11 protein-coding genes are annotated in these 14,709 nt (G+C 46.3%); 4 read left to right on the forward strand and 7 right to left on the reverse strand.

Features of this window, described 5'->3' with window-relative positions:
* The first annotated feature begins 326 nt into the window (after positions 1-326).
* Positions 327-1,019 carry a type 1 glutamine amidotransferase domain-containing protein gene (locus tag IC229_RS02030; RefSeq protein WP_190885240.1) on the forward strand — a complete coding sequence of 231 codons (693 nt, stop codon included), beginning with the start codon at positions 327-329 and terminating at the stop codon, positions 1,017-1,019.
* 99 nt (positions 1,020-1,118) lie between these two features.
* Here the strand turns inward: IC229_RS02030 and rfbC are convergent, their stop codons facing one another.
* A complete protein-coding gene (rfbC, locus tag IC229_RS02035; protein WP_190885241.1) occupies positions 1,119-1,664 on the reverse strand; it encodes a dTDP-4-dehydrorhamnose 3,5-epimerase in 546 nt (181 codons plus the stop codon).
* A 112-nt stretch (positions 1,665-1,776) separates the two neighbouring features.
* Here rfbC and pyrF point away from each other — a divergent pair, with 112 nt between their 5' ends.
* Both pyrF and IC229_RS02045 read left to right on the forward strand, forming a co-directional pair.
* Positions 1,777-2,607 carry an orotidine-5'-phosphate decarboxylase gene (gene pyrF / locus IC229_RS02040; RefSeq protein ID WP_190885333.1) on the forward strand — a complete coding sequence of 277 codons (831 nt, stop codon included), beginning with the start codon at positions 1,777-1,779 and terminating at the stop codon, positions 2,605-2,607.
* Between the two features lie 202 nt (positions 2,608-2,809).
* Positions 2,810-4,105, forward strand: a complete 1,296-nt coding sequence (locus IC229_RS02045; protein WP_190885242.1) for a DUF2851 family protein — start codon at positions 2,810-2,812, stop codon at positions 4,103-4,105.
* Positions 4,106-4,172: 67 nt separating this feature from the next.
* Here the strand turns inward: IC229_RS02045 and IC229_RS02050 are convergent, their stop codons facing one another.
* From IC229_RS02050 to IC229_RS02075, 6 genes are all read right to left on the reverse strand, one after another.
* The gene (locus IC229_RS02050) at positions 4,173-5,498 is read right to left on the reverse strand and encodes a Gfo/Idh/MocA family protein (protein WP_190885243.1); all 1,326 of its coding nucleotides are present in this window, start codon (positions 5,496-5,498) and stop codon (positions 4,173-4,175) included.
* Positions 5,499-5,583: 85 nt separating this feature from the next.
* Complete coding sequence (locus tag IC229_RS02055; RefSeq protein ID WP_190885244.1) at positions 5,584-6,327, reverse strand: 3-keto-disaccharide hydrolase; 744 nt, start codon at positions 6,325-6,327, stop codon at positions 5,584-5,586.
* Positions 6,328-6,417: 90 nt separating this feature from the next.
* Positions 6,418-7,353 carry a sugar phosphate isomerase/epimerase family protein gene (locus IC229_RS02060; protein ID WP_190885245.1) on the reverse strand — a complete coding sequence of 312 codons (936 nt, stop codon included), beginning with the start codon at positions 7,351-7,353 and terminating at the stop codon, positions 6,418-6,420.
* Positions 7,354-7,515: 162 nt separating this feature from the next.
* Positions 7,516-9,213 (reverse strand): RagB/SusD family nutrient uptake outer membrane protein, encoded by a 1,698-nt coding sequence (locus IC229_RS02065; RefSeq protein WP_190885246.1) that lies wholly within the window; start codon positions 9,211-9,213, stop codon positions 7,516-7,518.
* Between the two features lie 96 nt (positions 9,214-9,309).
* Complete coding sequence (locus tag IC229_RS02070; protein ID WP_394355914.1) at positions 9,310-12,375, reverse strand: SusC/RagA family TonB-linked outer membrane protein; 3,066 nt, start codon at positions 12,373-12,375, stop codon at positions 9,310-9,312.
* Positions 12,376-12,463: 88 nt separating this feature from the next.
* On the reverse strand, positions 12,464-13,276 hold the full coding sequence (locus tag IC229_RS02075; RefSeq protein WP_190885248.1) for a FecR family protein: 813 nt from the start codon (positions 13,274-13,276) through the stop codon (positions 12,464-12,466).
* A gap of 559 nt (positions 13,277-13,835) precedes the next feature.
* Here IC229_RS02075 and IC229_RS02080 point away from each other — a divergent pair.
* Entirely contained in the window at positions 13,836-14,654 is an 819-nt protein-coding gene (locus IC229_RS02080; RefSeq protein ID WP_223833807.1) for a hypothetical protein, read from the forward strand.
* The last annotated feature ends 55 nt before the right edge of the window (positions 14,655-14,709 follow it).

Consider the following 14,709-nt stretch of genomic DNA (forward strand, 5'->3'; position numbering starts at 1 on the left):
TGGCTAGTACAATACGGTTTGCAAACAAATATACCCAAAAGAACCACATAAAAAAGCGGTTGACAGCCTGTTTTGAAAAATTATTGTTGGGTAATTAATTGGTTCGCCAACTAATCAGTAGGTTCAGTAGATTTTGGCCTAAAATTGTCGAAACGTAGTAAAGAGTTTACTATAAGATTCCGTTAAGCAGATTATGTTATCAATAGCTGGTTATAATGGTAACCTTCGGAATGGAAGCCAATTATTCTACATGTGAACAATGTATCGGAAGATTTGAAGTTTAAATTTTTACATCGAACTTCAAACCTTGAATCCAAAACTTGCTCATGGACCCTATTTATCGTGCGCTAATCGTTTGCACAAATCACACTGATTATCCGGGTAAATCTCAGAAAACGGGCCTATGGTTAAGTGAGGCTACTCATTTTTATGATGAAATAGCCGATAGGAATCTTCCTTACGATGTTGCTAGTCCACTAGGTGGTTCGATACCAATTGACGAACGTAGCATCGATAGACGCGATACAATTAACGAAAAGTGGTATAATAATCCTGAGTTCCGTGCGAAACTGGATAATTCGTTACGTTTGGATACTGTCGATCCAACAAAATACCAGATCGTTTACCTGACAGGTGGCCACGGCACCATGTGGGATTTTCCGGATAACAAAGACCTTCAATCTATTGTCCGACAGATTTATGAAAATGGCGGTATGGTTTCCGCCGTGTGTCATGGTGTGAGTGGCCTGCTGAACGTTACGTTATCAGACGGGGCGCCACTCATTGCCGACCGACAGCTAACGGGTTTCTCCAACATGGAAGAGAAACTGGTTCGGCTGGATACAGAGGTGCCGTTTCTGCTTGAAGATGCGTTACGTGAGCGAAAAGCACTCTACAGCAAAAATTTAATCCCGTTTCTGCCTTACATCGAAGTCGATGAGAGAATGGTAACTGGACAAAACCCCCTGTCGGCCAGGAAGGTAGCCCGAAAAATTCTTGAAGAAATGTATGAGAAGTAAGAATGATGGAAATAGGTCCTAAGTTGTCATTAGTCGACATACATATTGATACTTGGTTATCAGCGGTAAACCAATAAATGGCGACTAATGACGAGCTATTTAAACAACAGCCTCTGGAAATACTTCCCGAAGTGACTTCAGTTCCTGATCTTTTGCAGACACAATTGGGTCGTTAACACCCCAGTCGATATTCAGGTCTGGATCGTTCCAGATGATGCCCGACTCAGAAGCTTTGTTGTACACGTTGGTGCATTTGTAACTGAAAATGCTGTCTTCCAGGGCAACGAAACCATGCGCGAAGCCTTCAGGAATATAAGCCATATTGGCCAGTTTCGCATCGAGTAGAAACGTTTCGTATTGCCCAAAAGTAGGGGAGTCGGGGCGTAGATCGACGGCGATATCCAGTACCTGTCCGGTAATTACACGTACTAATTTGCCCTGAGCAAAGGGTTCGGTCTGCATATGTAATCCACGCAGAACACCTTTGACGGAAAATGACTGATTGTCCTGGACGAAATCCATCGGCAACCCCAGCGAAGCAAAAAGCGGCTTGTTGTACGATTCGAAAAAATGACCGCGCTCATCTTCAAATACTCTCGGAATCAGTTCAATAAGGCCCTCAATCGCTGTCTGGCGCACTTGCATAAAAATAGTGGCTATGTATTCTGAGTTGGTTTTCTGGACAAATTTATGAAACCGCCGTCGTAAGTTGTACTTTTGATGGGCATCATTTTAGTTTATGGTGCCGAGAGATGGCATGACGTATTCAGAATTGAGTGAGCAGATAGTTCAAAAACAGTCGTATTTGTGTGTTGGCCTCGACACCGACCCCCGCAAAATTCCTAAATATCTGCTCACTGAACCCGACCCGGTTTTTACGTTTAACAAAGCCATTATCGACGCCACGGCTGAATTTGCGGTAGCTTACAAACCGAATATAGCGTTCTACGAAGCCCAGGGGCCGCGTGGCTGGGAAAGTCTGCAAAAAACGCTGGATTACATTCCGGATGCCTGTTTTTCCATAGCCGACGCCAAACGGGGCGATATTGGCAATACGTCGGATTTGTACGCGCGGACCTTTTTCGATGCAGAGGCAGCCGGTTTATCCTTCGATTCTATTACGGTTGCGCCTTATATGGGTCATGATTCGGTAATGCCTTTTCTGGCTTATGATGGTAAATGGGTTATTCTACTTGCCTTAACTTCTAACGTTGGTAGTGCTGATTTTCAACGCCAATCCATCGGCGAACAGGAGCTTTTCGAAAAAGTGATAGAAACAGCGCAAACATGGGCAGGCCCGGATCGGCTGATGTTTGTAGTTGGAGCGACGCAGGCCGATGAATTGAGCCGTATCAGAGAAATAGCTCCCGATAATTTTCTGCTGGTGCCTGGGGTAGGGGCGCAGGGAGGTAGCCTGGAGGACGTATCACGTCGAGGACTGACGGCGGCTGGCGGATTACTGGTTAATGCATCAAGAAGCATTCTATACGCTTCTGACGGAACGGACTTCGCCGACAAGGCCCGACACGAAGCAAAAATCCTACAACGAGAAATGGCTCAATATTTGGCTGACTACCAGAAAAAGTAACAATCTGGGTATCTATGTGCATTTTAATGCGTCCGTTCTGATTATAGATCAGTTAAGGTTTCGAAAAGAATTAAAGAAGCAGTGCTTTGCCATTTTGAAAGAATTTTAGTGCATTCTTTCCTGCGAGTGATGATACTTTAAGGTTCTTCCTTCGTCAGAATGACAAAATCGCTCATTCGCTACGTTTACCGATACCCGCGCTGTGCCCGAATCATTACTGTATTTCATCTGGCAGTTTCAATACTTCACAAAAACCGAATTACTTACTATCGATGGCGAATCGGTACAGGTGCTACACCCCGGATTCCAGAATCATAACGCTGGCCCTGATTTTACGCACGCCCGCTTGCTTATCAACGACGTCGAATGGGTGGGTAACGTGGAAATGCATACGCGCACGTCGGACTGGCTGGCTCATGGGCACCAGCATGACCGTGCATACGATAATGTCATTCTGCACGTAGTATGGCAGGACGATAGTGCCGAAAAAGGGAGTTTGGTGAAACGTACGAACGGAACAGCGTTACCTACGCTTGAGTTATATCTGCGCACTGAGCCATCATTACTTTCGCGCTATCAGCTTTTTATTGATTCTCAGGAAGCAATACCGTGCGCAAATCTGTTTCGCTCGGTGTCGCCCTTGCGTGTTACGTCAATGCTTGATAAAGCCATGATGCAACGACTTGAACGTAAAGCAACAGCTGTTCTGGCTATTAATGAGCAAACGAACGGTGACTGGGAGGAAACAACGTATCGACTGTTAGCCACAAGCATGGGATTTCGCATAAATGGTGAACCAATGGCACAGTTAAGTCGAGCTGTATCACTCAAGGCAATACGTAAACACCGCGATGTTTTGCCGCAGGTTGAGGCCATGCTTTTTGGGACGGCAGGATTATTAGGTGATGATGAAACAGACGAATACGTAGCATTACTACGTCGGGAATACCAATTCCTGTCTGCTAAATATGATTTGTCTGGCCAGCAGTTAGAAACACATAGCTGGAAATGGGGTCGGTTACGTCCGGCAAACTTCCCGACACTACGTATCGCTCAACTGGCTCGGTTACTAACGTATCATACCAGTTTGTTCTCGCTTTTTATCGAAACCAGCGACGTTGCTACGTTGCTCAATGGACTTCAGATTAAGCCATCAACATACTGGCAGTCGCATTATCGGTTCGGGAAATTGGCGGAGAGAACAGTTGCTACGTTGGGAGAGCAGTCAGCCGCAGCTATTGTTATAAATGCAGTGGCTCCTTTATTGGCTGCTTATGCACAGCATCGGGGAGAACCCGCTTATATTGATCGGGCCATTAATCTGCTGGAGCAACTACCGGCAGAAAAAAACCACCTGACCGAAGCCTGGAACGAACTCGGACTGAGCGTACGTACAGCTTTTGATTCGCAGGCGGCTATTGAACTGTATAATGAGTTTTGCTCCGTCAAAAAATGTCTGAGTTGCCAGATCGGAGCAGCGCTTATTAAAAATGTATGAAGTAGGGTGTATGATGCATTAAATAAGCCGAAAAATACATCATACATCCTACTTCACACAAAAAAACCTAACTCACAATCACGTCCTGCTTCGTTGCGTCCCAAGTTACGCGCTTGCCAGTATGAAGCGCCATTGTCGCCATGATGTTGGCAACGGAGTGATTGAAACCGACGCGGGCAGGAGCATTTGGCTCCTTGCGACTGCGAACGCACTCCATCCAGTTCAGCATATGCAGTGAGGTCATGGGATCACCACCAGTATTGGCCGATGTTTCCATTTTAGCGGCTTCACCAAGCGACATGGTGGGCAGAAGATTTGCCTGCATATTCATATCTTTGGCGTATTTTGCTTCCAGCCCACCCTCTGGTGAAATCTTGTTGGTATCAAGATTAATCATGCCTCCGTTTGAGTAATAATATTCTTTTACACCACCCGCTTCGTTATTCATTCGTGACGAATAAAGAACCTGGAAACCTTTGGTTTTGTCGTTATCCGGACCGTAATCAAATACGGCGGTGAACGTATCGGCGTTGGTACGTCCATCTTTCCAACTGTAGATACCTCCATTGGCAACTACCGAACGTGGGTGATCTAAACCGCTGAACCAGTGTACTGTATCAATCTGGTGCGACATCCATTGTCCGGGAATGCCTGATGAGTAGGGATAAAATAAACGGAACTCAAGATACTTGCGTGGGTCCCATTCTACTTTTGGGCGATTCATCAGATAGCGGGTCCAGTCGGTATCTTCTTTCTTGATTTCGGAAACGAGCTTCGCCCGACGCCAGCGACCCGGCTGATTTACATTCCAGGTCATTTCTACCATCGTAATGTCGCCGAATTTACCTGATCTGATAAAGTCGTTAGCTGCGTGGTAGTTAGGTGCCGAGCGCCGTTGCGAGCCAATCTGTACAATGCGCTTCGAATTCTCAACGGCTTTCAGCGTCTTACGAGCGTCATCAAGCGCTTCGGCGAAGGGTTTTTCGCAGTAAACATCGCGGCCGGATTCAACGGCTGCTGCGCAGTGAAGCGCATGCTGGAAATCGGCTGTGCTAATGATAACAGCATCTACATCTTTACGATCGAGAAGTTCGTCGTTATTACGTGCCTTGAAGAACGAACTGTCGTTTAAGCCTTTGCCTTTCAGGAAAGCATCGGCCTCATCTCGACGACGATTCCAGATGTCGGATACACCCACAAAGGCGAAATTCTGGGCTTTAGCGTGTTCGGCAAAGGCGGGGGCCAGCGACTGCCGGAAACGGTCTGAGAAACCGATGATGCCGACCCGAACGCGTTCGTTTGAGCCGATAATACGTGCGTAGCTACTGGCAGAGAAGCTCATGCCGAGCCCCGCCAATGCTGATTTTTTTATGAATTCGCGACGATTTTCCATAATGTACAAATGTTAAGAAGCAGATGACAGATACAAATGAAAGGCGATTTTCTATAAAGTCTAACGCCTGATAATCAGTTTACTTTTAAAGAACTTTGATTTTCATGTTTCGAAAATACACTCGATTGCCGTGGTCCTGAAGCAAAATATGCCCTTTGGGTGCTTCGCCAAATCGCCCATTACTGTTATAGTCAGGAGCTTTGTACTTACTTAGGGCTACCAATTCCCGGAATTTCTCGCTTCCCCGCTCGTATTCAACCACTTTTGTGCCATTGAGCCAATGCTCAACATGTTGACCTTTCGAAATTACCCGTCCCGTGTTCCATTCGCCAATTGGGTTTGCCTTTTTGTTACTAGCCGGAATCAGATCATACAATGAGCCAACGGTGCGATTGCCGTTACGTCCCATTTTTGCATCGGGATGTTTTTCATCGTCTAACACCTGAAATTCTAAGCCAAACGCTGATCCTTTTGGTTTAGGAGTTTGCTCGGCCACAAAATACTTCAGACCACTATTAGCGCCTTCGGTTAGTTTAAAATCAAACATGAGGTCGAAATTGCTATACTCGCCATCGGTAACAATATCACCAAAATTCGCGGATTCTTTCCCATCTGATTGTTGAATGGTCAGCGAGCCATCCGTTATGCTCCAGCCTTTTTCGGGAAACTTGTCTTTATAAGCACCACGCCACCCATTGGTGGTTCTGCCATCGAAAAGCAGCTTCCAGCCGTCTTTCTTTTCCTGTGCAGTCAATGTATTAGGCGCTTGCGGGACTTCGGCAGCAATCAAGCTCAGAAGTACTAGCCCGGAAATTAATAATTGTTTCATGATTAATGGCTCTGTGAATTTCTATGCACTTGGTACATCTCTGTGACCCAAAAAAGTAAGATATAAGGTTGCACCAAGACGCATAGAGATTCACAGAGGAATTTTTAGTGTTTTTGTGATGTACTCTTTATTGATTTCAGCGCATTGGGCGGGCGTTTTGTCTTTTTCCGGAACACCATCTAACTCGACAACTCCCCATCCGCTGAACTTAATTTCCTCCAGGGCTTTCATTACCGCCGGTACGTTGACATTTCCGCGACCAAGCTCTACAAATTTGTACGCTTTGGGATCCTCCGGTTTATCAGGCCGGGGCGACATGGTGTCTTTTAGATGCAGGGTGTGGATGATGTCCTTATATTGCTTTACAGCTTTCTCGGGTTCACCACCGCCTTGCTTATAATGAGCAATATCGAGGAGAAGTTTGCAGTATTTCGGATTCAACGCCTGCACAATCACGTCCACTTCTTCGGGCGTTTCGCCCAGTTGATTCATGTGGTTGTGATACGTTGCCTGAACACCTAAATCGGCCGTTTGCTTTCCAATTTCATTCATCACGGCTGCCAGCTGCTTTAATTCTTCGGTGGTTGGTAACCGATCTTTTGGGCGTAGACTATTCGTCATTTGAAAAGCTGACCCGCCCAGTGCTTTCACGAAACTGGCATGTGCTACGTGGGTATCAATCGTGCTTTGTTTTTTTGCAGGATCAATCTCTACGTTGCCGCTCGAAAACATCGCCAAAGTAAGCTTATGCTGGTCAAGCATCGTTTTTAATTCAGATGGCTTGGCTTTGTAAGGACCAAACGTATTGGCACGTAACTGAATGCCTCGGTAACCAAGTGTCGATAGGTCAGTAATGGCCTGAACGGTTTGTGCATCAGAATTTCCCCAGGTAATGGCCGAGTAACCGATTTTTAAACCTTTGGGAATGGCGGTTCCGGCGAACAGCCGTTGCGAACCTACTAGTAGCGATAATGCTGATAGGCCGGTTGTTGTGAGAAACTGTCGTCGGTTTACAGTCTCCTGCATAACGTAGAGGGATAATGAGCAATCGCGAATGATGCGATTCCTGAAGGTGAAACGAATTATTTTGATATAATAACCAGGTAAAACAAGCCTGGGAGCCGGGAGTTCTACTCGTATAAAAACAGCAAAAGAGCGACTAAATAATCGCTCTTTTGCTGTTCATTTTTAGAATCCATCATTTTGTTTAAACCCTCCATTCTCTGTTCGGTCGATCTGAGTTTGCGGAATGGGGCGAAGGTTGTGCGTCTCTTTTACGTTTGCCGCTCCATCCGGGTTGTATTTTTTAACCCGGTCCACTAGAAGTCCCCAGCGTTTTAGATCCATCCAACGGGTTTGCTCACCGGCAAGTTCGCGGGCGCGCTCTTCGTAGATCGTTTCCATCGTTACGTCGGCGGCTTTGAGTTCCATTGCGGTTTCTTTGCCGGGATTAGCTGCCCGCCGACGTACTACGTTGATAGCAGCAGTGGCTTCGGTCGTTTTACCCTGACGTAGTTGCGCTTCGGCCAGAATCAGATACGTTTCGGCTAATCGGAAGGCAATGAAATCGCGGCTGCCTTGTTCGTAGGTCAGGTCAGGACGGTTCGGATCAAGGAATTTCTGCAACGTCGGGAATAACGCTGCCGAATAAGCGCTCGGCACTAAGACTTGATAAGGCTTGGCAGCCCGCTGCGCCTTTGTCCACTCAACCCCTGGAATGTAAATAGCCGTGTCACCCGCTTTCAAGGTTATCTTAGCCTTACTGTCGTCAAAAGACGTATTCAAACCTGTACCTGGGTTATTGCTCAGCCATGTATCCTTGAACGTTTTCTTATAGCGAGAATCATTCACACGATCTTTGAAAACAGTTTCAAGCAGGTAAGTTGTTGGGCGTAGCCGTTTAAAGGGACGGCCATTGGCAATATCGCGTTTCATACCGGGCTGCACGTCATACTGCATACCAAAGTACAAGTGCAGCTTATCACCGTCACCATTATTCGTATTGGCCGAATTAATGTTGGTAAGCGGATCAGTTGTGTATTGTACCGAGAAAACAACCTCGTCGTTGATTTCACCGGCACCTTGAGCGAATACGCTGGCAAAATCTGGTAACAACTTCAGGCTGTAATTGCTAATTACGTTCTGTGCGTAGGTTGCTGCTTTTGAGTAATCATCAGCGGCTTTGGCTGATGAAGTGGCTTTGGTCAGATAAACCTTGGCCAGCAAGTGCTCAGCAGCCGATTTGGTAGCCCGTCCATAATCACTGGCACCCTGTGCTGCTGCTCTAACGGCAGGCAGATCGGCGAGGGAAGCTTCCAGGTCAGCCGTAATTTGTTTATAAATATCGGCTTCCGATGCCCGGCTAGTTGCTTTCGTTGGTCCCAGCGTTTCTTTCAACCGCAGGTCAACTGCTCCGAACTGTTGTACCAGAATAAAGTAGTAGTGCGCCCGCAGAAACTTCATCTCTGCAACCCGCAGTTTTCGTATAGCGTCCGAAACGGAAGCTGCCGGAGCACGCTCAATAACTGCGTTGGTGGTGTTGATACCTTTATATATCTCCTCCCACATCTGCTGAATAATATCGACGAAGCTATTCATCTGGGTGTCATAGAAGTGAAACCCTTTATAGCTACCATCGGCACCGGCCTGATAGATATCTGTACCATATTCGGTCATGGTCAAACCGCGTTCCGAACCATAAAAATTCCGCATGGATGAATAAGCGGCTTTACTGGCATCTTCGAAGCCCTTTGGCGTGTTGATGTAATCGTTCCCAATCAGGGAGATTACTTTTTCATCCAATATATCCTTACAGGCCTGACCGCTCAACATCAGAGCAGAAAGCGCGAGGATGCGGAATGATTTTGGCGAAAATAATGAGTTCATATTTTTTAAGATCTATAATGGTTAATGGATAATGAGAGATGGATAAAGTTGGTCTGCTGACGGATTAGCCATAATTCATTGCCCATTCTTCATTGATTAAAATTTAACGTTTAAACCGAAAGTAGTAACCCGGGTAGCTGGCACAACACCGTTGCTCACTACACCATCGCTTGCACTTGTCTCTGGGTCAACGCCGTTATACTTCGACCGGTAGCTCGAAAAGATGAATGGCTGCTGAATGCTGGCAAACAAACGGAGCGATTGCAGACGGAGTTTCGACGTAATGCTAGCCGGGAACGTATACCCAAAGTTGATATTCCGCACTTTCACAAACGTACCGTCGTAGTAGAGAATAGCTCCGTTATAGACCGGAAATTCCTGGCTTGAGTTGGGCCGTGGGAATTCATTCGTTGGGTTATTAGGAGTCCAGTAATCAACCTTGATTTGCTGATAACGGCCCGCCAACTGGTTGTTATCCCGGTGGAAGCCACTCAGGATCATCTGACCAACCCGGGCATAGATAAAGAAGTTCAGGTCAAATCCTTTGAAGCTGAACCGGTTCGTGATACCACCGCTCCAGGTTGGAATATCGGAGCCTAAGAACACGCGGTCATCGGCGGTTATTTTGCCATCGTTGTTGGTGTCTTGCACTTTAATCTGACCAACTGCGCTTTGGTATGATTTAGCCAGATCGGCTTCGCTAGTTTGCCAAATACCGGCTTTCTTGTAATCAAAAAAGGCGGTTAGTGGCTTACCGATGAAGCGTTTGTTACCTACGTCATCAATTGGTCCGTTAAAGAGTGAGATAATGGCTTCCGTATTTTTGGTAAACACGATATCGGAAGTCCATTTAAAGCCGCTCTTCGTATTTACGTTCACTGTCGATATACTAGCTTCTATCCCTTTATTTTGTGTTTCGCCAATGTTTTTGGTTACAGCGTTAAACCCAATTGATGTAGGCAGCAGATCAGATAGCAACAGATCGGTCGTCCGGGTGTTGTATAGTTCAATAGAACCCGCTACCCGACCCCGCCAGAGGCTGAAGTCGACACCAACGTTGGTGGTTGTAGATGTTTCCCACCGCAAATCAGCGTTACCGATGGTTTCGGGACGATACCCAAAAGCGGCTGTACTACCAAACGCGTATACAGTACGTCCAAGCAACCCTTGGGTTTGATAGGGAGCCACCCCCTGGTTACCAACCGACCCCCGGCTTACTCGAAGTTTCAACAGGTCAACCCAGGAAGATCCTTTCAGGAAATCTTCATTACTGATGTTCCAGCCCAGTGCAACGCCAGGGAAGTTACCATACTTGGTGTTTTCCCCGAACCGGCTCGATCCATCCCGACGGATGGTGGCCGTCAATAAGTATTTGTCTTTGTAGTCATAGTTGACCCGACCCATATATGAGTTGATCGTCCATTGAACCAGACCACTGCCCACACCCAGCACCGAACTGGCATTGCCTACATTGTAGAAGGACTGCGTTTCGGCAGGAACACCCTGCACGTTAATGTTGTTAAACTCGGTGTTATCGCGCTGAATAGATTGAAGAGCGGTTATACCGAAATTATGATCACCATACTTCTTATTATAGGTCACTACGTTCTCAAGCGTATAATCGAAGTTAAAGGCGGCAGCGTTAGAAGCCTGTGGATCGCCAAATTTCCGGGCGTTTGTCTGAGCACCAATAAAACGGCCAAATCGGTTGATGGTGAAATCAGGGCCGAAATTAACCCGATATTTTAGTCCGTCAATAATATTTACCTCTGCATAAACACTATTGAAAATCCGGTACTTTTTCCGTTCTTCAATCTGGGCACCTGGAATAACCTCAGCAAGCGGGTTAGTAAGCAGCGCATCGTTCGTTGGCGAGAAAATCAGGTTTCCGTTGTCGTCGTAAGGCCTTCCGAGCGGATTTTGCTGAAGGGTAAAATTGTACGGATTCAGTGTTTCGCCATTACGCAGGCTGTACATCATATAAGATGAAAGCCCCACTCTAAGAACCTTATTGATCTGGTGATCAATATTGGCACGTAGTGAATAACGGGTGAAGTCCAGTCCTGGCATGATGCCTTTATCCTGAAAATACCCCGCTGAAATATAGAACTGCGTTTTTTCGCTACCTCCCTGAACACCAATTGTATGGTTCTGCTGAATACCTTGCTTAAGAAGCATCGATTGCCAGTCGGTATTTCGATTAGCCGCTAAGCCAGCCGCTACGTTCGGGTCGCCACCTAACACTGCCACTTTCGAGTCGGCATAAGCATCGGCTACACCCGTAGGAACCGGATTCCCGTTAACATCTTTGTAGTTGTTTGTAGTCCGATAGGCTTCCCGGACAAATTCGGCAAATTCGGAGCCGCTGAATAGGTGAACTTTATCAAGCGCATCGGTAACGCCAACGTAGTTATCGTACGTGATGCTCGTTTTACCATTTGCATTACCCCGTTTGGTTGTTACCAGCACAACGCCATTAGCACCCCGTGCACCATAGATAGCTGTTGCTGTAGCATCCTTCAGGATTTCCATTGAGGCCACATCGTTCGGGTTGATGTCTTCGTATTCCCTCGCCAGCGGAATTCCATCTACTACGTATAACGGATCGTTACCAGCGTTGAATGAACGACGACCCCGAATCCGAATCGTTGGTACAGAACCGGGACGGCTACCCGATTGCGCTACGTCAACACCTGCTACCCGGCCTTGCATAGCTTGGCCAATATTGGTAACAGGCTGTTCCGTGATTTGCTTGGGTGTAATCGACGAAATAGCACCGGTGGTCTGGCTTTTCTTCTGTGTACCGTAACCGACTACCACTACTTCGTTTAGCGAACGGGTGTCAGTCTGAATCGTAATATTAACCGAAGAGCGATTGCCAACGGCTACTTCCTGCGACAAAAAACCGACTGATGAGAAGACCAGTACAGCCTGATCGTTTGGTACGTTGATTCGATACGTACCATTGGCATCGGTGGTGGTACCGCGCGACGTGCCTTTTACCGTTACGGTAACGCCTGGCAAGGCATTGTTGTCGTCGGACGAAAGAACTTTCCCGGAAACAGCTCTTTCCTGAGCAAGGTTAGTCTGTTTCGGCGGACTACTTGGAACGGCGCTAAACGCCGGTTGGCCGATGAGCGCCAGTGCGGTCAGGCCAAGCATAGGAAGCCACGTTTTACGTAGCAGATGAGTAGTAGTTGTACGCATTATAGGTTGGAGTAAGAATTAATAGAAATTGATTAAAAGCAGGTTACGGTAAAGATTTTGTTGGACTGGTCGGTATTTCAATCCATTCGCCTGGTTGGAGTCTTACGGGATTATGATGCTTGACCAGCAAGTTTACACTCCCGGATGTTAGTGCCACTGAAGTGCTACGTGGCTGTTGACGTACCCGAAATGCTGTACCCAATGCTTCAATGGTTAGATCACCAGTATGCACTCGGAATAGCCGGGCCGATGACGTATCGTTTCGATGTTTCACAAAAAACTCAGCTTCTCCATGCAACCAGACAGCTCGTGGTGTTTCGTCGTTCCATTGGCGGGCGTACCGCACCGAGCTGTTCGGATAAAGCGTCATTATTGAATTATCGGGTAGCTTGAGTTCCCGGGTTTGGTTATCCAGTGTACTAATAGTCGAAAGTCCCTGATTCGGGCCGTATTGCATCCAGAGCGCCCAGCCGATCAACAAGACAACGCCCATTGCGGCTGCTACCGTCCGTATAAAATACCACCATCCTACCACAATCCGTACGTCGGGCAAAAGAGGACGAACGTCTTCCATTGTTTGCAGCGATACGCGGATACGTCCCCAAACTGATGAAATTTCCTCCGTCGATAGCGGAGTACCGGGCGGCTGGCTGCAGGTGAGGATAATCTTACGAGCCGTTTCAACCTTTTCGATACAGTCGGGATTCTGAGTAAGCCATATCTGCCAGTAGGCTGCTACCTCATCGTCATCAGGATGCTGCACCCAACGAACGAACAGGTCGTCGAGTGTAAGCTCCTCAATGGTGTAGTCAGCGTATGGCTTGTTCACGGCATTGTATTGTTTCGTGTAGGCCAAAGCGTTTGAACTGAGGGTTTCTACTTATGGAGCAGCGGACATACAGGCTAGTTTATGATTGTATTATGAAGTTTAGTTTATGGATTATTTTTTGTTTACTGTTCTCCCAATCTACTTATTTTTTGAGTAAAACTTCTCATAATATTTAGAATAAAAATAGATATTCTAAATAAAAAATCTGATTTTTTTTATGCAAGCGTTACCGGGAACGTTCCCGGTAACGCTCTATCAGTTAATTGGATATAAATTACTATCGAATTTCAGGAGAGTAGTATGAGACTACAAATAGATTACTGATCTTGAAGTTTAGGTATAGAAATTGTACTTATTTAAGATAGCTCATTTAACCGACTATATACCTTTAAATAGAATTAAATAGAGTGTGTTCGTCAGATAGTTGAAAGCCTGGAGGATCAAGCAACCTTAAATAGGTATTAGGTATAAAAAAATCTACTTTTTACCAATCAGGCTAGGTGACTAGACTTAGCTGTAGGTTATCAGTAAAGTCAGAACCATTATGTCCATCCGTCGTTATATCGGTATCAACGTTCTGAAAACTATGCGTTTATTTATTAGTCTAGGCTTACTTTTTACGATATACTTTCTGGTTAGTGAAGTCGCTTCAGGACAAGCCAAAGTGTCGGTCAAAGAAACGACCCAACTGAGTACTTCGCCATCTGCTGACAACCAGCCTGATACTACATCAGCCACACAGCCCAAATCATTAACCTTTACGGCCTCAACCGACCAACGCTTTTTCTTTTTCAACGATACACGTACCGAAGATAATCGGCGGGTGCCAGTTAGTGTGTACGGGCTGCGGGCGGGATTCCTATTTCCCCCCCGCCATCGGAGACCTAATTTAATGAGTGGCCGATCTGCCAGTTTTAAGGCGGGAGTCGGTTTTTATTTTGTTAATCAGCAACTAGATAAACCCGGTTTGTTGCCCAATACGTCAGAATCAATCACACGTCGATTACGGATGGCAACGGTTTATTATGAGCGGTATCTGCTACGTAAGGGAGCATTCGAAGTGAGTTTACCGCTCGAATTTGGGTACGGACATTCGCGCTATGAACGTAACGACGACAGTGCCGAACGGCATGAATTGGCCAGAGGAGTTTTTCTGCCCCTAGGGGTGGGTGTTTCAGCAGCATATCAGTTTCCAATGATAAAATGGTTCCGTCCATTTCATTGGTTCGGCCTTAACATACTGACGGGCTATCGTTTTATTCTTAAAAAAGATATTCCGGAAAGTCAGATTAATTACACAGGTTTCTATATATCGGTAGGTCCATCCTTTTTCCTGGAAAATCTGACCGCCGATATTAAATACTGGCGTCAGAAGCACAAGCAGAAAAAGAAAAACGCAAAATGAGCAATGGTCGATGAAAAATGGAAGAGTACTAACGTATCAGCATCCTACATTTTAC

This window comes from Spirosoma profusum (genome assembly GCF_014699005.1).
GTDB classification, from domain to species: Bacteria; Bacteroidota; Bacteroidia; order Cytophagales; family Spirosomataceae; genus Spirosoma; species Spirosoma profusum.